We start from the raw sequence: 19,161 nt of genomic DNA on the forward strand, positions 1-19,161 counted from the left end.
GAATGTGGGAATCGTCGTCGGCGACGAGAATGCGGTGGGCCACGGAAGCGCGCCTATCATTTGCCGGAGGCGTCGTCGCTCGTCGGCGTCGCGCCCTGCGGATTTGTATCGAAATATCGTTTCAGGCGCCATCCTCGGAAGGTCCAGCTGCGCCAGTCGATATCGGCGATGGTGGAGGAGCGGGCGAAGACCTCCTCTCGCGGCGGGCGGCGCCCTGTCCGCTCGGCGTAGAGCCGGACATATCGTTCATAGGCGGGGATCGCCTGCGGCCCGAGCGAAAGAAGATAGTCGACGTCGAGCGCCGGGCCGGAGCCGCTCGTCTCGGCGCAATGCGTCACATTGTAGGTCGCGACGAGATGAGGGAAATTCAGGAAGCAGCAGAGGTAGAGCGTCGCAGCCGCGGCGAGCGCATTGGCGTCGAGCAGCCATTTATTGGTTTTTTTCGTGGCGATCTGAATGGTGATCAGCATAAGGCCAACAGCGACCAAACCCATCCAGATCAACGCCGCAAGCCGCAGTTTGCTGAGGGAATAGGCGTCGACATAGAGTCCTGTGCGAAACATCGACGACAGGACGAGCATGAAGTTCTGCGCGACGAAGATCAGCACCAATGGTTTTATGTGTCGCGACCTTTCGGCAGGGCCGCCCGGACGCATCGCTATGAGGACGAAGCCGGCGGCGAGCACTGCCGTCGCCAGCAGCGGATAGGCGCCGTGATGCGCATAGGCGGCATAGGTGAGGCCATGCGGCAACGTCAAGCCGCCCCAGAGATAGGCGACGTCCAGCGACGTCTGTAGGGCGAACAAGGCGTTGAACAGGAGCAGTGATCGCAGCACCGCATCCGCGCCGAGCAGCGCGCCGTCGTCTCGCTGGCTCGCAGATGCGGGCGACGATCGCTGCGGCCGCTTACGTGGGCGGCGCAGATGAGCCAATGGCCAAATGAGGCACGCGATCATCATCCAGAATAGGATTCGCATCGTCGAGATCAGCTCGAATCCGCGCCTCGGATCCAATAGGCGCACCCATTCGTCGATCACAGGATTTGCCGCTGCAAAGAGCGACAGGAATATGAGAAACAACCCGACCGGCGCGATCCAGGCGACCAGCGTTCCTACAGGCCGGATCGTCTTGCGCCTGCTCCTCGACAGTCTTCGCGCACGAAGAACATCGCCGATCAGCCAGAACGGGCCGACGAAGGGTAGACTGCACGCGCGGCGGAGTTGTGAGGGCCAGACGCCGCCGCCGCCGAAAGTCATGACCTGCGCAAACATCAGTGTCGCTCCGGTGGCGACGAGAAACGACAGCCAGGAGATGTCCTCCATAATGGCCAGCAGAGCGAGAATAAATGCCGCGGCGGCGACGCTCCGCAGTCGCATGTTCGCGCGAACCGGATTGGCGACGATCGTCAGCAGACCAATTGCGCCGAGGAACAGGGCGAGCGACAGGCCGACGGCGGCACGATCGACGAACAGCCAATCGGCCAGAGCCGCTGCCGCGGCGGCGAGAGAGAGCCTGAGCGCCAGCCATTGCATGGGCGGGCGATGGGACAGAGAAAATTCAATCATCGCGTGCTTTCCTTTGGCGATGGGCAATCGGGAAAGGAATGACGTTGCAGAGCCGCAGGCGGCGGACCGGGAATGGTGCGATTTCCGCAGGCGGTTGCTCGGTACGGCGGGCGAGCCACCAGCCGTCATTTACGAGCCGGGGCGGCAGGCGTTGGGCGCAGAGTGGGAGGGAGATGACGTCAGCCATGCTCGGACAATGCGCTTCAGCTTTGCAGTGCTGTTGCGGGCCGATCGCAGAATTCGAGTATTATCGTGCAGTTTTTGTGCAATCGGCGGTGGGACCGGGAGCGGCGCCGATGCGATCAAGGCTGCGAGGAAGAGAGATGACCGCGTTCGGAGAAGACCTGATACAGTCTCTTGGCGAAGCGCTGGCGCACATGAAGGGCGAAGGGCCGGCCGTCGTTCACGCCTCGCTAGATCGGCGCGAGGTCCGCAAGCACGGTGGGCTGACGCAGGCGGACATGGCTCGCCTCATGGGGAAGAGTCTATCCGGGTATCGCAAATGGGAGCAGGGTCAGCGCGCAGTGGCCCGGCCGCCATGTTGCAGCGCGTGATCGCACGGGAGCCGAAAGCCGTCAAAAGGACGCTTGAGGCTTGACGCGCGCCGATTTCTTCGCGGCGGTTTTATTGGCATTTCCGTGCTGAAAGCGCCGGTGCTGTCGCGCGAGTTTCGATGTCCGATAAGGTTGGTTTATCGGACATATCGCGGCGGCCATGGAATTCTGGGCGATCAGCGCCGGTTTCCGCGCTCGGCAGCCTCCCGAGGCGTCGGATTTTCGGCGCCGCGGGACCCCGGCCAGCAGACAGAGTTTGAACGCTTCCGACGACGCCCCTCCCCGGCCGACGCCGCTCCGCCCGCGCCGGCGCATTTCGCCGCGTTCGGCGTCAAGGCGAGCGAGGACGCCCGCAACGCATGCGCCGATATCACCTGCCCCGCTTTTCCGGATGATTGCGTCGGCGAGGGCTCGCCCCCTGCCCTAACTGCACCCCCCATCAGTTGCGGTCGACGCCGTCTCGGAGCCGCCGACGACCAACCCTGCCTGCTCATATCGAATCATCTCGTTTCTAAGGCAAGGGCGATGCCTTGGCCGCCTCCGATGCAGAGCGTGACGACGCCACGCCTGAGTCCGTCCCGCCGCATCGAATAGAGAAGGCGTGTTACGAGGATCGCGCCGGTCGCCCCGATCGGATGGCCGTGCGCGATCGCTCCTCCCTCCACGTTTACGAGGTCCAGCGGTATCGCAAGTTCGGCGGCGAAAGCGAGAGGCACGGCGGCGAATGCTTCGTTGATCTCGAAACGCTCTACGTCCGCCAGCTTCCAACCCGCACGCTCCAGCGCCTTTCGGACAGCGGGCACAGGACCGATGCCGAACAGGCCTGGCTCGACCGCAGCCACAGCCGAGGCTGCCAGCCTGCCCATGGGCGCGATCCCGTTCGTCTCCGCGAATCCGCGTTCGGCGACGACCATGGCCGCGGCGCCGCTGTTTAGACCTGGCGCGTTTCCGGCCGTGATGGTCCCACCGTCTCTGAACGCTGGCCGAAGCTTCGCGAGTATCTCGATCGTGGTGTCGGGACGTGGGGCTTCGTCGACAGCGAACCGCACGCTTCCCTTCCGACCGGGCGCCTCGACCGGCACGATCTCGTCCTTAAGGAGACCAGCTTCGCGCGCGCGGGAGAACGCCTGCTGCGAGCGGACGGCGAATGCGTCCTGCTGTTCCCGCGTCAGTCCCGCGCGGGCAACGAGGTCTTCGGTGTGCCAGCCGGAATGTTTGCCGGAGAATGCATCCTCGAGGCCGTCTGTCACCGCGCTGTCGAAGATTTCGGCCGCCCCCATCCGGTAGCCCCAACGGCCGTTGCCGAGAAGGTACGGCGCGCGGTCCATGCTCTCCAATCCGCCCGCGATCGCAATGTCGATCTCACCTGCGACGATTTCCGTGGCGGCCGTGGCGATAGCTTGGGCGCCAGACCCACAGACACGATTTACGGTCATTGCGGGAACGCTCACCGGCAGCCCGCCGCCGATCGCGGCCTGCCGAGCCGGGTTCATGCGGTTGCCAGCCTGGATGACATTGCCCATCACGACGCCGCCGACTCGGTTCGGGTCGAGACCCGACCGACGCAGCGTCTCCGCGACGACCGTCGAGCCGAGTGTTGTCGCCGAGACCTCCTTGAGCGCACCCCCGAAGGCTCCGATTGCCGTCCGGACAGGGCTACAGATGACGATCTCACGCGTTTTCATAGTGTGTCTCCGTGTTGACGGACCTGATTCCATGCAACTTCACGGATCCGGCCCGTGGCCCAGACTATCGACAGTGTTCGAGCATCGCGTCGCGCTGAGAGCGCAGCGGCCTATCGATCGTGACGCTGACGCTGCTATTCGCGGCGGCGCTTCAGGAAAACAGCGCCCGCAATAGAAAGATCGCCCGGAAGATCGCCGGTGAAACCAAGCGTCGCTTCCGTCGCTCGATCGCCTTGATGATTGCATCCGCAGCCTGGTCCGTCGTCAACGGCGGAATGGCTTTCGAAGCATGTTCTCTGCTTCCGGGGTTATGCTCCCAATAGCTGCTCTCCACGACGCCGAGCACGACGAGGCTGACGAACACGCCTTTCGCTTCGACTTCCGTGCGCAGGGCATCCGAAAAACCCTTCAATGCTTGGCGTGCGGCAATGTAAGCGGCTGCATTCGGCCACACCATATAAGACGCTGGAGATGTCACGTTGACGATATGGCCGCTATGCGCCGCCAACAATCGCGGAAGGAAGAATCTCGTTACGTCGAACGCGGCGAGATAAGGCAGCTCGATCATCTGTCGAGCTTCCTGCGGAGTTGTTTCGACAGTCGGGAGCCAGCGGCCAGAGCCGGCATTATTGATGATAATATCGGGCGTTCCGGCCTTTTCGAGCACTTGTTCTCCCATGCGAGATATTTCATCAGAGTTCGAGAGATCGCACTCTACGGCGAGCGCGCTGCCTCCCGCCGCTTCGATCTCTTGCGCCAATTGCGCCAACTTGTCGCCTGAACGCGCGACCAAGATTACGCGCGCTCCTTTGCCGGCGAGCGCGCGTGCGGTCGCGGCGCCGATGCCGCCCGAGGCGCCAGTCACAAGCGCAAGTTTTCCAGCGATTTCCATTGTCATGGCTCCTTGTAGATCGTGCTTGAGCTGGGCGAGTTCATCGCATTGAGCGGGCCATTATGCTGCCGGCGCTTTCGAGCTACGCTCTCGAGTCGACATCCAAACTCATGTCATGAGATGTATGGCGGCGGGTCGGCAGCCCGACGGCGTCATGTTCATTTTCAGTCGGCCTCGCGCCCGCAGGCTTCACTTTGAACCAGATCGCGTAGAGCGCTGGAAGGAAGAGCAGGATCAAGACAGTGCCGACAGCCGTCCCTCCGATCAGCGTATAGGCCATGGAGCCCCAGAACACCGAGTGGGTCAGCGGAATGAAAGCGAGGACGGCGGCGAGCGCGGTCAAGATCACAGGGCGCGCGCGTTGGACAGTCGCCTCGATAACCGCGTGATAGGTGTCTAAGCCCTCGGCCTCATTGGTCTGAATCTGACCGATCAGAATTAAGGTGTTGCGCATCAGAATGCCGGAGAGGCCGATCAGTCCCAGGATTGCATTGAAGCCGAAGGGCTGCCCGAACAGCAGCAGGATCGGAACCGTGCCGAGCAATCCCAAAGGAGCTGTCAGAAACACCATTCCCATTGCCGGCAGGGACCGAACTTGAAGGACGATGACGAACAGCGTGAAGAGAATCATGATCGGGAAGATCGGAGCCAACGCTGAATTAGCCTTGTTCGATTCCTCGGCGTTGCCGCCCATTTCGATCCGATATTGATCGGGAAGGCGCGCGATGATCGGCGCCAGCGCTGTCTGGATTTCCGCCGAGACCTGCGGCGGTTGAAGCGCCTCGTCGATGTCACATTGAACCGTGATCGTCGGTGTCCGATCACGCCGCCTCAGAACGGGCTCTTCCGGGCGAATCTCGACCTGGCCGATCTGGCTGAGCGGAATCGAATTCCCGCTCTTGCCGGTCAGGGTGAGGTCCCCGAGCTTGACCGGATCGAGACGCTCCGGCCCCGCGCTGCGCCCCGCCACGTCGACGATTCGAATATCCTCGCGCACCTGGGTGGCGGTGACGCCGGTGAGAAGAAACTGCAGCTGCTCCGCCACGTCGATGGAGGTGAGACCGATCAGCTGGAGACGATCCTGATCCAGAACGAAGTGAACCGTCGGCGCCCGCTCGCCCCAGTCCTGATTGACTTGGCGCGTATTCGGATTGGCTCGCATCACCGCCAGCACCTCATCGGCGATGGCGCGCAACTTGGTCGTGTCCGGCCCCATCACTCGAAACGAGACAGGAAAATGCGTGTAGGGGCCGAACACCAGCTGCGACACGCGAATGCGGGCCTCGGGCGCCAGCCCTTCGGCGACACGCTCTCGAAAGCGTATTTTGAGGCGGTCGCGGGCCTCCGCATCCGGCGTCAAGACGATCAGCTTCGCGAAGGATGCATCGGGGAGCTCGGGACTATAGGAAAAGAAGAAACGCGCCGCGCCCTGACCGATATAGGTCGTGACGATTTTCGTTTCCGGCTGCTGCTTCAGCCAGCTCTCCAGCTTCGCAGCCGCGGCGCTGGTCGTCTCTATGCTCGAGCCTTCCGGCATCTGGACTTCGGCCAGAACTTCCGGTCGATCCGAGGTCGGGAAGAATTGTTTCTTGACGACGGCCATTCCTGCACCCGCGAGGACGAATAATCCGAGCACGATCCCCGCGACCTTGAATTTCTGGTCGACCGCCGACGTTATGAAGCGTCGAAGCTTTTGATAGTTCGGCGTCGCATAAATCGCATGGTGTCCGCCTTCGACCGGCTCGATGTCGGGAAGCAGCTTCACCCCCAAATATGGGGTGAAGACGACCGCGACGATCCAAGACGTGATCAGCGCGAAACCGACGATCCAGAAAATATTGCCGGCATATTCGCCGGCCGTCGAGCGAGCGAATCCGACGGGCGTGAAGCCGATGATGGTCACCAGTGTGCCCGACAGCATCGGCGCGGCGGTGTTGCTCCAGGCATAGGCCGCCGCTTTGACGCGATCGTAGCCTTCTTCCAGCTTCACCACCATGATCTCGATGGCGATGATCGCATCGTCGACGAGGAGTCCGAGCGAGATGATCAAGGCGCCGAGCGTGACGCGATCGAACACGCGATCCGTGACCAGCATGATGACGAGAACCGCCGCGAGAGTGAGCGGAACTGCGGCCGCGACCACGATGCCGACGCGCCAACCGAGACTGACCAGGCTCACGACGAGGACCACGCCGAGAGCGACAAAGAATTTGAGCATGAACTCGTCGACCGACTCCGCGATGTTGACGGCTTGATCGCTGACCTTGGTGAAGGAGAGCCCGGCCGGCAGTTCCTGCGCGATCTTGGCCTCCTCCGCATCCAGCGCCTTTCCCAGCTCGAGGCCGTTCACCCCTTCTTTCATGACGAGGCTGAGCGCCATGGCCGGCTCGCCATTGTGACGGATCAGATAGGTCGCTGGATCTTCGTAGCCGCGTGTGACATCCGCGATGTCGGACAGCTTCAGCACACGGCCGCCACTGACCAGAGGCGTGTCGGCGATTTTTTGCGGGCTGTCGAAAGCTCCGTCGATGCGAATGAAGACCTGCGGCCCGTTGGCGTCGATCGATCCAGCGGGGGTAACGGCGTTCTGACGCCGGAGCGCATCGACGATTTCGCGCGGGGCGATCCCGAGCGTCGAGAGCCGCTCATACGAGAAGTTGACGAAAATTCGCTCCGGGCGCTCGCCGAGAATATCGACCTTTTTGACGCCGGCGACATGCAACAGCCGTTGGCGCAACGCTTCCGCCTCACGCGTCAGCTCGCGCGGCTGCATGCCGCGGGCTTTCACGGCGTATACGGCGAAACTCACATCGGAATATTCGTCGTTCACGAATGGACCGAGCGCGCCGGCAGGCAGTTTGTGAGCCTCGTCGCCGAGCTTCTTTCGGGCCTGATAAAACTCCTCCTGAACGACCGACGGCGGAGTCTTGTCCTGCAGCGTCAGGGTAATGAAGGCCAAGCCCGGACGCGTGAAGGTCTCGACGCGATCATACCAACGCAGTTCTTGCAGCCGCTTCTCGAGGGGCTCCGCGACGAGATTCTGCATCTCCTCGGCGGTCGCCCCAGGCCAGGCGGCGGTTACGATCAGCGACTTGATCGTGAAGGCCGGATCTTCCGCTCGGCCGAGCCGGCTGAAGGCGAAGACGCCAGCCAGGGTGACTGCGATCAGAAGAAAGAGCGTGATCGCTCGTTCGCGGACCGCCAGGGCGGAGAGATTGAAGCTGCTCATTTCGCCGCCTTCTCGTTCCGAGCCTGTCCAGCCTCGATGTGCGCGCCATCGATACGAACGCGCTCGCCTTCGTGCAGAAGATGGGCGCCCAGGGCCACGACATGCTCGCCGGCGACGACGCCCTTCAGGAGAATTGCTGTTTCCGCGCCGAGGCGTGCGATCTGGACCGGACGGAACGAAACCGTGTCGGCATTCACAATCCAAACGCCAGGCCCGTCGCCCTTGTCGAAGATCGCTCCGAGCGGCGCCGAGGTCGCCGAAGCCGCATCGTCCTTGGCGAGGTAGACTGTGACCGTCGCGCCGAGCGGCGCTTGCTGCGCCGCTCCTTCCAGCACATAGCGGGCTTCGAAGGTCCGGGTCTGTGGATCAGCGGCGTCCGAAAGCTGCCTGAGACGCGCGACCGAGCCGATCTGGCTCCCGTATACAGTGGCCCGCGCCGTCGATCCGATCGATGGACGTATTGTCTCAGGCAGATTGACGGCCGCTTCGCGCGGCCCCGAATGCGCGAGCTTCACGACGATTTGGCCTGCGGAAACGACTTGGCCGGGCTCGGCGAGCGTCTCGACCACGACGCCGTCGGCGTCCGCGAGAAGAGTGGAATATTCGAGCTCGTCTTTTGCGACCTTCAGCTGCGCTTCGGCTGCCTCCAATTGCGCTCGCGTGGCGTCCGCCGTGGCTTTTGCCTGATCATATGCCGATTTGGATACTGCGCCCGAACCGACCAGCTTGCGATAGCGCGCTTCGTCGGCTGCCGCCTGAGCGTAGCGGGCCTTCGCAGCGGTGACATCGCCGGCTCGAACGGTGATCGCATGCTGATAATCGATAGAATCGATACGCATGACAGGCTGGCGAGCTCGCACTTTCTGGCCGGTGTCGACCAGACGTTCGATGACCTTGCCTCCGACTCGGAAGCCGAGATTGCTCTGCACGCGCGCGGCGACAGCGCCTGTGAAGGCCCGCTCTGGCGCGCCGGCCTGCTCTACGGTTGCGATCCGGACAAGCTGCTGCTTGGTTCTCGGGTCTTGTTCAGACCTGCCGCAGGCTGCGAGGCTCAACGCGGCGAAAACAGCAGCCGCAGCAACAGTCGATTTTTCCAATCCGGGCATGTTCGGGGTCCCAAGCCAAGCTCGAAACCCAAATTAGAAACATGTGACGATATTGTCAATCCGTCACTCGTCACCAAACGCAAGCTAAGGGGCAAGGCTCCGTAACACCAGATTCGCCATAGCGGCCGCGCGCTCCTCGATGTCATCGAAGTGCCGCTCCAGAAGGCGTGGATTCCAGCATAGCTCCATCGTCTGGAGGATGGCGCGACATGTTTCCTCGATGGGCGTCTTGCGCTCGAACTCGCCCTTCTCGCGTCCTTCTGCGACGAGTTCGCGGATGAGCCCCAGCATTGCGTCCTCGTAGTCCGAGATCGGTCGCCACGCTTCCGAGCACGCCGTGATCACGATTTCGTGGAGCTTTCGCTCATTGAAGAAAAGCGCCGCGCTTTCGCGCGTGAGGCACTGGTACATAGCGCGAAGCCTTTCTGCGGCGGACTTCTTCTGACCGACGATTTTCTTCAGAGCGGCGATGATCCCGCCCAGAGACTCGGCGCAAGCGGCTTCGCCGATCGCCTGCTTCGAGTCGAAAAATTTGTAGATATATGCGGTCGACAAGCCGATCGCTCTGGCGAGGTCCGCCACTGTCGTCTTGTTATAGCCGTAACGGCGGAAATGCTCGTTCGCCGCGCTCACGATCTGCTCGCGCCGCTCATGTTCAGCCGGCCCGCGGCGCCCCGGAGGTGAGTCGGAAGAACGGTTCTTGTGGCTCTTGTCAGTCATGGAGCCACCATATGCCAAAATTGTGCGCTCAAATCCAACTCGGCTCGCGCCGGGAAAATCTTCCGGATGAGAGGTCTGGCGATCAGCGTCCATTCGAGCCTCCTGTATGGCGGGTCCTGCCGACCTTCGACTGAACGGCGCGATCGCGCATCGAGCTCGGCCGCACGAAGGTCGACAGGACGCCCGTTCGCGAACCTGCCAAATCTTACGCGCTTAGTTATGAGTTGACAATATCGTCACTCGTAACCTATTTCTCAGCCACTGAGCTGGAGCGACAGCGGGCGTTGGTCACGCGCGCGACAGCGCAGTGTCGCCCCGCCCGATAGAAGAGGCCCAGCCGATGAAATTCGCCTCCACTCCGAAGCCTCCGCTCGCGCGAGATCACAAGGCGCTCGCTCTGGCGGCGACACTATTCGGGGCGAGCGTTTCAGGGTGCGCCGTCGGTCCCGACTATGTGGCCCCGACGATATCGCTCGCGGATTTTCATAGCATCGGCGCCCTCCCGGCGCGCCGGGATGATTCTCCGCCACTGGATCGATGGTGGACAGGGTTCGATGATCCGACGCTGACACGCATCATTCGGCGCGCCCTGGACCAAAATCTCGATCTGGCTGCGTCACTCGCACGGGTCGAGCAGGCTCGCGCCGCCGCGCGGGAAGCCGGCGCCAAACTTTTGCCGACCACGGATACGACCGCGCAGGCGGTGAAAATCCGCCAGTCGCTCGAAAGTCCGGTCGGCGCAATCGGAAGAAACCTGCCCGGCTATGATCCGAACCAGGCTTTATTCGACCTCGGAATCAGCTCGAGCTGGGAAATCGACGTCTTCGGCGGCTTGCGTCGCGGCGCCGAGGCGGCGAGCGCCGAGGCCGAAGCCGCCGAGGCGGCTCGTCTCGGGACGCGCATTTCGGTGGCGGCCGACGCCGGCGACGCCTATTTCCAGATACGCGGAGATCAGGCGCAAATCGCTGCGACGGAAGGGCAGATCGCTACTGACGCGCATCTGCTCGACCTCGTTCGCCAACGTTCCGCCCTCGGCCTTGCCTCGGCGCGGGAAACGGCGCAAGCCGAAGCGCTTCTCTATCAGGCGCGCAGCGCTCTTCCGCCGTTGCGCGTCGATTTGGAGGCGCAACTCAATCGCCTCGACGTTCTCATGGGCGCGCAACCCGGGACCTATGCCGTGGAGCTGAGAGCGCCTGCGAACATAGCAGCGGTTTCTCACGTTTTCGGAGGCGACAAGCCGATAGACGTCTTACGCCGCCGGCCGGACGTCATCGCCGCCGAACGGCGACTCGCATCGTCCAATGCACGGATCGGCGAAGCGATCTCCGGCTACTATCCGAAAATTTCGATCTCCGGCCTGCTCGGCTTCGAAAGCATGAATGTTTCGCATCTCTTCAGATCCGCCACATTCCAGCCCCAAGCAGTCGCGGGCTTGCGTTGGCGGTTGTTCGATTTCGGCAAGATCGACTCCGAGGTGACGCAGGCTGAAGGCGCGCACGCCGAGGCGCTCGCCAGATATCGGCAGTCGATCTTGCACGCGGCCGAAGACGTCGAGAACGCGTTCACCGCCTTCATGCAGGCCAAGGCGCAAACGAAAGAGCTGGAGGCGGAGATTTCGGCTGTGAAGCGAGCTCTCACTCTCGCGCAAAGCGCCTACCGCGCCGGCGGGATACCGCTCACCGACGCGCTCGACGCCAACCGACAATTGTTGGTCGCCAGAAGCGAGCTCGCCCGCAGTCGCGCAGACACGGCGAGGGCCACTGTCCGCGTGTTCAGGGCATTGGGCGGAACGCCCGATTCCGCGCCGTGAACGAGCGACGTGGAGTTGAAAATTGGGCGAGACACATCGCCTGCCAACTGATGCAATCGGCCGTCCAACCAGTGTAGTCGTGTAGCGCTCAGTTCCGGAGGAGGCGAAGCTATAGAGGTTGGAATCGCCACCGCCATAGCCGAGGGGGATCCTCGGCGAGGAAGCGCCCGAGCGCCGGATCGTAGAAGCGCGCGCGGTTGTAATAAATATCCGGACCCGGAATCCGTTCGCGCCTCTTCCAGCCATAGGGCTGCAAGGTGAGGCTCTCCAACACCGCCAGCCGCCGGCCGAAACTGTGTCGTAGCGGGTGCAGACGGTCGAGCCGGCGTTGGTGATCAGGCGGATCGAGCCTTCGCCATCGGCGTGGTAGTAGAATTGCGATCCCCTCCCCGGCGTCGGCGCGGCGCCGTGCGCATAGACTTCCGTCGCCAGACGCCCGTTCGAGACGTTGAAGGCATGGATGGGCGCCGCCCACTTCCTGACCCGAACCCAGGAAAAGGTCAAAACCGAGATGAGTCTTCATGTGCTCGCCTACAATATGAAGCGGATGCTCAACATCTTCGGAGTCGAGCCGCTCATGGAGACAATCGCAGCCTAATCGCGATAGCCAGACGGCGTCCCGATTCCTCGTTCGTTCAAAAGCAAAAAATCGTCACGCGTGCCTTCGAAGAGGCGTTTTCACACGGCCTCGGTCTTGGTTGTGTGAAAACGGCGCCGCGCCATTTATGACAACGCGATACCATGGCAGCGCGCTCCGGCGCTCGCGCTTTGGCGAGTTTTCGCTATTTTTCGGGCCGACGGCGCGTCAGCCGCTTCTATGAACCGCTCTGTGGAGGCTCAGGGGGCGGGAGCGAGGATCATAGGGCCGCGATTATCCCTGTATCGCCGCCATCAGCGGCCTGACGCCCATGATGTTGAGGACACGTGTGAGGTTGTAGGCGAGCACGTGCAGCGCCATCTCAGTGGCGACGCGCGGCTTGGTTTTCATCAGGAAGTGGGTTGCTCCCATCCGCGCCTTGATGGTGCCGAAGGGGTGCTCGACCGTCTCGCGTCGCACGCGCATCTTCCCCGGGTCTGCATCAAGTCGGCGTTGCACGGCTTCGAGAAGATGCTCGTGTTCCCAGCGGGTGACGCGCCGCTGCACGCTCGGCGTGCACTGAGGCTTGATCGCGCAAGCGCCGCAGGCGCTGGTCCAATAGCGGCGCAGATTGAGACCGTTTTCCTCGCGCGTGAAGCGATAGATCAGGCGTTCGCCGGCGGGACAAATATAAACGTCTTGCTCCGCGTCGTAGCGAAAGTCTTGCTTGCCGAAGCGTCCTTCGGACTTTGCCCCGGAGGTCATCGGCTTGGGCAGCGTGACCGTGACACCCGCCTGCGCGCACGCCAGAATCTCCGCGCTATTGAAGTAGCCGCGGTCAGCGACGACGTCGAGGCTCTCCGTCTCCAGCGTCGCCTTTGCTTGCTTGGCCATGTTGGCGAGCTGAGATCGATCCGCGCCGACATTGGTCACCTCATGGGTGACGATCAAATGATGCGTCGTGTCGACCGCCGTTTGCACATTGTAACCGACTACTCCGGAGCCGCGGCCGCTCGTCGCCATCGAGCGGGCGTCGGGATCCGTCAACGAAATCTGCTGGTCCGGCGCATCGAGCATTTGCGTCTCGAGCGCCTCGAGACGCTGCATCTCGCCCTTCAGCTTCGCGATCTTCTCTTTGAGGCGGCCTGCTTTGATCTTCAGCGCCTCGGACGGCTCCTGTCGGTCGGCGCTGTCGAGTTGCTGCAAATAGCGCGCGACGCTCTCCTCGATCTGCGCCATGCGCCGCTCCATCTTGGCGCGCGTAAAGTTCTCGTCCCGGTTGTTGACCGCCTTGAACTTGCTGCCATCGATCGCGACGCTGGCTTGTGTGAGCAGGCCCATCGTGCGGCACAGCGCGACGAAGCGGACGCAAACCTGCCGGATGGCGAGACCGTTGTTCTTGCGGAAATCGGCAATCGTCTTGTGATCTGGAGCCAGACGCCGAGTCAGCCACATCACCTCGACGTTGCGTCCGGCCTCGCGCTCCAGTCGCCGGCTCGATTGAACCCGGTTGAGGTAGCCGTAAATGTAGAGCTTCAGCAGGCAGGAGGAATGATAGGAAGGCCGGCCCGTCGCCTTGGGATCGACCCCGCCGAACCCGAGCGTATGCAGATTGAGCTCATCGACGAAAACGTCGATCACCCGAATGGGATTGTCCTCGCCGATCCAATCATCGAGGCATTCCGGAAAAAGCGCGCCCTGTCCACGATCCGCCCCTTCGACAAAGCGCTTCATGAGAACCCCCGGCAAATCACTAGAAAATCATAGCATCAACGACGTTTTCACACAGCCAGGGTCACTCGCCGCCCCCATTCCCGTCCCGGCCTCCTCGTATTAGACTCCCCCCATGACCGACGCCCCCATCCGCTATGTCGAGCCCGTCTTTCGTCCGCCCAGCGAGGCGGAGTCGCTGATTCTTCCCGTCACCGATGGATGCTCGTGGAATCGTTGCAGCTTCTGCGAGATGTATACCGCGCCGCAAAAGCGCTTCCGCCCGCGGGACGAAGCCGAGGTAATGGAGAACATCAAGCGCTGCGGCGAGATTTATGGGGCCTCTGTCGCGCGCATGTTTCTGGCCGATGGCGACGCCATGACATTGTCGACGCGGCGTCTCGCCGCCATTCTCGAGGCGATCCGCCGCGAGCTGCCGGGCGTGCGGCGCGTGTCGAGCTATTGCCTGCCGCGCAATGTCAGCCGCAAATCCGTCGCCGAGCTGCGCGATCTCGCCGCGCTCGGCCTCTCGCTGGTCTATGTCGGCGCGGAATCGGGCGACGACGATGTGCTGGCGCGGGTCCAGAAGGGCGAGACTTTCGCCTCCACCCGCGACGCGCTGGAGAAGCTCGGCGCGGCCGGGATCAAGCGCTCGGTGATGATTCTCAACGGGCTCGGCGGCGCCGCGCTCAGCGAGGCGCATGCGGAAAATTCCGCCGCGCTGCTCAACGCCGCGCAGCCGGAGTTTCTGGCGACGCTGGTGGTCAGCTTCCCCAAGGGCGAGGCGCGATTTCGCGCCGATTTCCCCGATTTCGCGCCGCTCGACGTGCCGGGGCTGCTGCGCGAGATGGAGCGCTTTCTCTCACGGCTGGAATTGAAGCGCACCGTTTTCCGCAGCGATCACGCCTCCAATTGGCTGGTGCTGCGCGGCACGCTCGGCGCCGACAAGCCGCGCCTGCTCGAGCAATTGCGCGCCGCCATCGCCGCGCCGGAGGACGCCCCGCTGCGGCCCGCCTGGGCGCGGGGACTGTAGAGACGTCCTTTCCGACGCTCGCAATATGCGCCAGCGCACAGCGCCCCCTGCGAGCAGGACCTATGCTGCGGCTCGGTCGATCGGAATCGGCCAGTCGATGAGGAAAGATGCGCGCATGATCAGAATCGAGCTCGAGCCGCAGATCGCCAGGGAGCTGCTGATCGTCCTGGAGCGGCGCCTGATGACGATTCACGAGGTGGAGCAGCGGCTGAAGTCCGCCGAGTTCGGCTCGGCCGAGCAGGAGAAGGAGGCGCTCATTCCGATCATCATCGCGCTGGAGAGCGCGCTGAAGATCCCGCCGCATCAATAGGGCGCGTGCGTCGGCGCGAGGGAGCGGCTATGCTCGCCGCCTCTCACCCCCGCAAGAGGCGCCAATATGCAATTTCTCCACACGATGATCCGCGTCGGCGATCTCGACGGCTCGCTGGATTTCTTCTGCGGCAAGCTCGGCCTCGCCGAAGTGCGCCGCACCGAGAATGAGAAGGGCCGCTTCACCCTCGTCTATCTCGCTGCGCCGGACGATCTTCCGCAGGCGAAGGAGGCCGGCGCGGCGCTCGTCGAGCTCACCTATAATTGGGACGAGCATGATTATGCCGGCGGCCGCAATTTCGGCCATCTCGCTTTCGCGGTCGACGACATCTACGCCGTATGCGCGCGGCTGCAGGCGGCCGGCGTGACGATCAACCGCCCGCCGCGCGACGGCTATATGGCCTTCATCCGCTCGCCCGATCAAATCTCGATCGAGCTGCTGCAGAAGGGGGCGCCGCTGCCGCCGGCCGAGCCCTGGAGCTCCATGCCCAACACCGGCGCCTGGTGAGCGCTCTAACTTTCTTTCGTTGGAGCGAATTCTGATCGATCGAACGGGTCCGTTCGATCGGAAAGCGCTCTAAAAAGCGCTCAGTAATAATAGTAGCGACGGCGACGCCAGTAACGCGGCCGATAATACCGGCGCCAGTAGCGGCGACGCCAGCGCGGCCGCCAGACGCGGCGACGATAGTACCAATAGGTCTTTTCGACCTGCGCCCGCTCGAGATCCTCCGGCGTCGCCACAGCGGCCTCGGGAGCCGGCTCCGGCGCCCGCGGCGCCTCGAGCGGCGCGACCGAGGTGAGGGCGTGAGAGGGGCCGGCGACCAGCGCCGCCGCCGCGCCGATAACGAAAAATCTCATGAAAGAGCGACGTTCCATCGACTTTCCTCCATAGAAGCCGCCACGCCCGGCGCAGGACGCGCCTTTTGCGCGTGCGGCTCATCCCCAAAGAAATCGGGCCGTCCCGGCGGCCGGCAAGGCCTTCGCCGCTTTTCCGCCGCGCGCCGAGCGTAAAAGGGCGGATGGCGATGAAACCTTTTCGGAACTACGGCGTTTTGCTTATGCGGCGCCGGGCGGGAAGTCCGAATGACCGAATAGATTCAAATGTAACCCAGTTTTTCGACGATAGAGCTGCGGGAAAGACGAGGGGGCTTTTGAAAAATCTGGTCCGGCTTTTGCGTGACGGCGGAGGCTCGGGCGGCGTTTCGGACGGAAGCGGACAAACAACGCCGCAAGAAGACTGCCGCGAGAAGACTATGGGAATTCCGAAGATGCATTCCATCGGCGCAGGAGAGTTTCGTTCGCAGGACGGAGAAAAGGTCATGCTCGTCACCGATCTCATCCATTCATGCTCGAACGACAAGGTCGCGCAGGCGGCGACTTTCTGCATCGGAGGCGTTTTCGCCGAGAGAGTCCGCGCCGTCGCGCAGGAGAATGGCGTCAGCGAGGGTCGTTTCGTCTCCGTCGTGGTGCGCGATTTCGCGCTGCGGGCCGATGAGGCGGAGCGCGCGCAGCTGGCGCACGAGATGGCCGGCTGCGATCAGCCGATCCTCAGCGGGCTGCGCAGGGTGGTGGAGAAGGCGCTGGAAGGCGGCGCGCAATTCGCCGATGACGTGAAAGGCTTCGGACTGCCTTTCCTGCGGCGCGATGGCGGCCTCACCTTCGAGGGCGTCGTTCCCCTGCGGCGCGCCGCGCGCTGAGACGAGCTCGCGCCTTTCGGCGGCCTCTTTTGCCCGAGGCCTCTCTTGCCGGCGGCGCGCCCGGCGGCGACAATGCCGTCGCTCGACCGTCTCTCGGTCGAATCGGCAAAGGCGGGGCATGTCGGGACTGATCGACGAAGCGCAGATCGTCTCCATTCTGACGACCTATGGCTATTGGGCCATATTCGTCGTCGTGGCGCTGGAGAGCGCCGGCATACCGCTCCCCGGCGAGACGACATTGGTCGGCGCGGCCATTTACGCCGGGCACTCCGGCAATATGGACATTCGCTTCGTCATTCTGGCCGCGGCGGCCGGCGCGATCTTCGGCGACAATATCGGCTTTTGGATCGGACGCGAGTTCGGCGTGAAGCTGCTGATGCGCTATGGCTCGCATGTCGGCGTCGGGCCGCCGCAATTGCGCCTCGGGCAATATCTCTTCATGCGCTGGGGCGGCTCCATCGTGTTCTTCGGCCGCTTCATCGCGCTGCTGCGTATATTGGCCGCCGTGCTCGCCGGCGCCAATCGCTTCGATCCGCTCAAATTCCTGTTCTACAACGCCGCGGGCGGCATTTGCTGGGCGCTGGTCTTCGGCCTCGGCGGCTATGTTTTCGGCGCGGCCATCCATCGCATCGCCGGCCCGATCGGCTGGCTGGGCCTCGCCGGCGCGATTCTCGGCGCCTTTCTGCTGTGGCGCTATTGGAAGATCCACGAGGAGCGGCTGACCAGAGAGGCCGAGGCGCATTTCGAGCGCATCGATCATCGCCGGCCGTGACGCGCGCGGACGCGCGAGCTGTCCTCCGCCTCACGCCTCGCTTTCGGCCGGCCGGCGCGCGACACGCCCCGCCTCCCAGCCGATGATCGCCTGCTTGCGCGTCAACCCCCAATGATAGCCGGTGAGCGCGCCGCTCGCTCCGAGCACGCGATGGCAGGGTACGACGAAGGAAACGGGATTGCGCCCGACGGAGGCGCCGACCGCCCGCGCGGCGCCGGGCTTGCCGAGCCGCCGCGCGATCGCACCGTAAGTCGTCGCCCGGCCCATGTCGATGTCGAGCAGCGCCTCCCAGACCGAAACGTCGAATTCCGAGCCGATCAGCACGAGGCGCAAGGGCCGGTCGGGCCGCCATTCCGCCGGATCGAAGGCGCGCCGCGCGAAATCTGCGGTCGCCGCGTCGTCGAGCGAAAATCGCGCCTTCGGCCAGCGGCGGCGAAGATCGTCGAAAGCCTCCGCGCGCGCGCCATCGACGAAGCCGAGCCCGGCGAGGCCGCGCTCTGTCGCGACCAAAATCGCCTCGCCGAAAGGCGAAGGGTGGAAGCCGTAGCGCATCTCCAGCCCCTCGCCGCCGCGCTTATATTCGCCCGGCGTCAGCGCCTCATGAGTCACGAAGAGATCATGCAGGCGCGAGGGGCCGGAAAGACCGAGCGAGAGTGAGGCGTCGAGCAGGCTCGTCTCGCCGCCGAGCAGCGCGCGCGCATGGCGCAGCGTCAGCGCCTCGAGGAAGGCCTTGGGCGAGAGTCCCGCCCAGCGCCGGAACAAGGCGCGCAAATGCGCTTCGGAAAGGCTCGCCGCTCCCGCCATTTCCTCGACCGAGGGCTGCCGGCGCCAATTCTCGCCGATGAAGCGGATCGTCTCCGCGACCTTGGCGTAATCCTCCTGCGGCCGCGTCTCGGCGAGAGGAGGGATCGTGTCGGAGCGCAGGGTCATGCGGCGCATCATGGCGCGCGCGGCCGGGCGTCGCCACCCGAAAACGCGTCAGGAATAGACCGGTCCGCGCTTGGCCGTCGCCAGCGCGCGGGAAAGCTCCTCGGCGAGCGCGGCCTTCTGCTCCGGCGCGAGAAAGCCGCCGATCTCGATGCGCTCGCCGCGCGCGACGAGCAGCACGCGCTGCATGCCGAACTCCTCGTCCTCCTCCGTCTCGAGCCGCAGCCAGTAGGTGTCGAAACGCCGCTCCCGCCGCAGGCCATAGGCGCTCTTCTTGACGATAACGAGCTCGAAGGGGGTAAGGGTGAGGGTCTCGAACGCCCGGGCGGAACGAAAGCTGACGCGCAGCGCGACATAGAGCGCCAGCACATCGAGCCCCATGAAGCCGACCACCGGCCAGGCGCCGAGAATATAGAAGGGAACCGACAGCACGCATGTTCCCGCGCCGAACAGCAGGATGAACACATGCGCCTGCCGCAGCGTCATCGAGCGATGCGGGATCAGCCGCGTCTGATAAATGGCTTCCGCAGAAGGAGCGCTCGCCGTCACGCCGCCGCCTTTCGTTCTCCAGAACG

The 19,161-nt window shown here is 63.6% G+C and carries 16 protein-coding genes and 1 pseudogene; 7 read left to right on the plus strand and 10 right to left on the minus strand.

From position 1 onward, the window contains the following. Positions 1-56: 56 nt before the first annotated feature. The 6 genes from EDE12_RS00005 to EDE12_RS00035 all read right to left on the minus strand — a co-directional run bounded on the left by EDE12_RS00005 (position 57) and on the right by EDE12_RS00035 (position 9,844). On the minus strand, positions 57-1,565 hold the full coding sequence (locus tag EDE12_RS00005; RefSeq protein WP_051592633.1) for a DUF4173 domain-containing protein: 1,509 nt from the start codon (positions 1,563-1,565) through the stop codon (positions 57-59). Positions 1,566-2,619: 1,054 nt separating this feature from the next. Then, positions 2,620-3,804, minus strand: a complete 1,185-nt coding sequence (locus tag EDE12_RS00015; protein WP_026600096.1) for a thiolase family protein — start codon at positions 3,802-3,804, stop codon at positions 2,620-2,622. A 151-nt stretch (positions 3,805-3,955) separates the two neighbouring features. Beyond that, positions 3,956-4,696, minus strand: a complete 741-nt coding sequence (locus tag EDE12_RS00020) for an SDR family NAD(P)-dependent oxidoreductase (RefSeq protein WP_166671815.1) — start codon at positions 4,694-4,696, stop codon at positions 3,956-3,958. Positions 4,697-4,778: 82 nt separating this feature from the next. Then, positions 4,779-7,925, minus strand: coding sequence for an efflux RND transporter permease subunit (locus EDE12_RS00025; RefSeq protein WP_036291375.1), 3,147 nt, complete (start codon positions 7,923-7,925; stop codon positions 4,779-4,781). After that, on the minus strand, positions 7,922-9,031 hold the full coding sequence (locus EDE12_RS00030) for an efflux RND transporter periplasmic adaptor subunit (RefSeq protein ID WP_036291373.1): 1,110 nt from the start codon (positions 9,029-9,031) through the stop codon (positions 7,922-7,924). The genes EDE12_RS00025 and EDE12_RS00030 overlap by 4 nt, the downstream gene beginning before the upstream one ends. An 84-nt stretch (positions 9,032-9,115) precedes the next feature. After that, positions 9,116-9,844, minus strand: a complete 729-nt coding sequence (locus EDE12_RS00035) for a TetR/AcrR family transcriptional regulator (protein ID WP_245275846.1) — start codon at positions 9,842-9,844, stop codon at positions 9,116-9,118. Positions 9,845-10,091: 247 nt separating this feature from the next. Here EDE12_RS00035 and EDE12_RS00040 point away from each other — a divergent pair, with 247 nt between their 5' ends. Further along, positions 10,092-11,561, plus strand: coding sequence for a TolC family protein (locus tag EDE12_RS00040; protein ID WP_036291371.1), 1,470 nt, complete (start codon positions 10,092-10,094; stop codon positions 11,559-11,561). 436 nt (positions 11,562-11,997) lie between these two features. Then, positions 11,998-12,159, plus strand: a pseudogene (locus EDE12_RS00045) (IS5/IS1182 family transposase); the annotation flags it as partial. Positions 12,160-12,432: 273 nt separating this feature from the next. Here the strand turns inward: EDE12_RS00045 and EDE12_RS00050 are convergent. Then, entirely contained in the window at positions 12,433-13,872 is a 1,440-nt protein-coding gene (locus EDE12_RS00050; protein WP_026600092.1) for an IS1182 family transposase, read from the minus strand. Positions 13,873-13,984: 112 nt separating this feature from the next. Between EDE12_RS00050 and EDE12_RS00055 the strand changes: the two genes are divergently transcribed. The 3 genes from EDE12_RS00055 to EDE12_RS00065 all read left to right on the plus strand — a co-directional run bounded on the left by EDE12_RS00055 (position 13,985) and on the right by EDE12_RS00065 (position 15,698). After that, the gene (locus EDE12_RS00055) at positions 13,985-14,881 is read left to right on the plus strand and encodes a radical SAM protein (protein WP_026600091.1); all 897 of its coding nucleotides are present in this window, start codon (positions 13,985-13,987) and stop codon (positions 14,879-14,881) included. 115 nt (positions 14,882-14,996) lie between these two features. Then, positions 14,997-15,191 carry a hypothetical protein gene (locus tag EDE12_RS00060; protein ID WP_024878610.1) on the plus strand — a complete coding sequence of 65 codons (195 nt, stop codon included), beginning with the start codon at positions 14,997-14,999 and terminating at the stop codon, positions 15,189-15,191. A gap of 66 nt (positions 15,192-15,257) precedes the next feature. After that, positions 15,258-15,698 carry a VOC family protein gene (locus tag EDE12_RS00065; RefSeq protein WP_026600089.1) on the plus strand — a complete coding sequence of 147 codons (441 nt, stop codon included), beginning with the start codon at positions 15,258-15,260 and terminating at the stop codon, positions 15,696-15,698. 80 nt (positions 15,699-15,778) lie between these two features. On the opposite strand, the gene EDE12_RS00070 is transcribed toward EDE12_RS00065, so the two are convergent. After that, entirely contained in the window at positions 15,779-16,048 is a 270-nt protein-coding gene (locus tag EDE12_RS00070) for a hypothetical protein (RefSeq protein ID WP_051592632.1), read from the minus strand. Positions 16,049-16,443: 395 nt separating this feature from the next. Here EDE12_RS00070 and EDE12_RS00075 point away from each other — a divergent pair, with 395 nt between their 5' ends. Then, positions 16,444-16,887: a hypothetical protein gene (locus tag EDE12_RS00075; protein WP_064033801.1), complete on the plus strand. Its 444-nt coding sequence runs from the start codon at positions 16,444-16,446 to the stop codon at positions 16,885-16,887. 118 nt (positions 16,888-17,005) lie between these two features. Further along, the gene (locus EDE12_RS00080; RefSeq protein ID WP_036291366.1) at positions 17,006-17,659 is read left to right on the plus strand and encodes a DedA family protein; all 654 of its coding nucleotides are present in this window, start codon (positions 17,006-17,008) and stop codon (positions 17,657-17,659) included. 30 nt (positions 17,660-17,689) lie between these two features. Here EDE12_RS00080 and EDE12_RS00085 read toward each other — a convergent pair whose 3' ends face one another. Then, positions 17,690-18,589: a bifunctional helix-turn-helix domain-containing protein/methylated-DNA--[protein]-cysteine S-methyltransferase gene (locus EDE12_RS00085; protein WP_026600087.1), complete on the minus strand. Its 900-nt coding sequence runs from the start codon at positions 18,587-18,589 to the stop codon at positions 17,690-17,692. A 48-nt stretch (positions 18,590-18,637) separates the two neighbouring features. Next, a complete protein-coding gene (locus tag EDE12_RS00090) occupies positions 18,638-19,135 on the minus strand; it encodes a DUF2244 domain-containing protein (RefSeq protein ID WP_026600086.1) in 498 nt (165 codons plus the stop codon). Positions 19,136-19,161: the final 26 nt, after the last annotated feature.

It is taken from the genome of Methylosinus sp. sav-2 (assembly GCF_004366495.1).
Taxonomy (GTDB): domain Bacteria; phylum Pseudomonadota; class Alphaproteobacteria; order Rhizobiales; family Beijerinckiaceae; genus Methylosinus.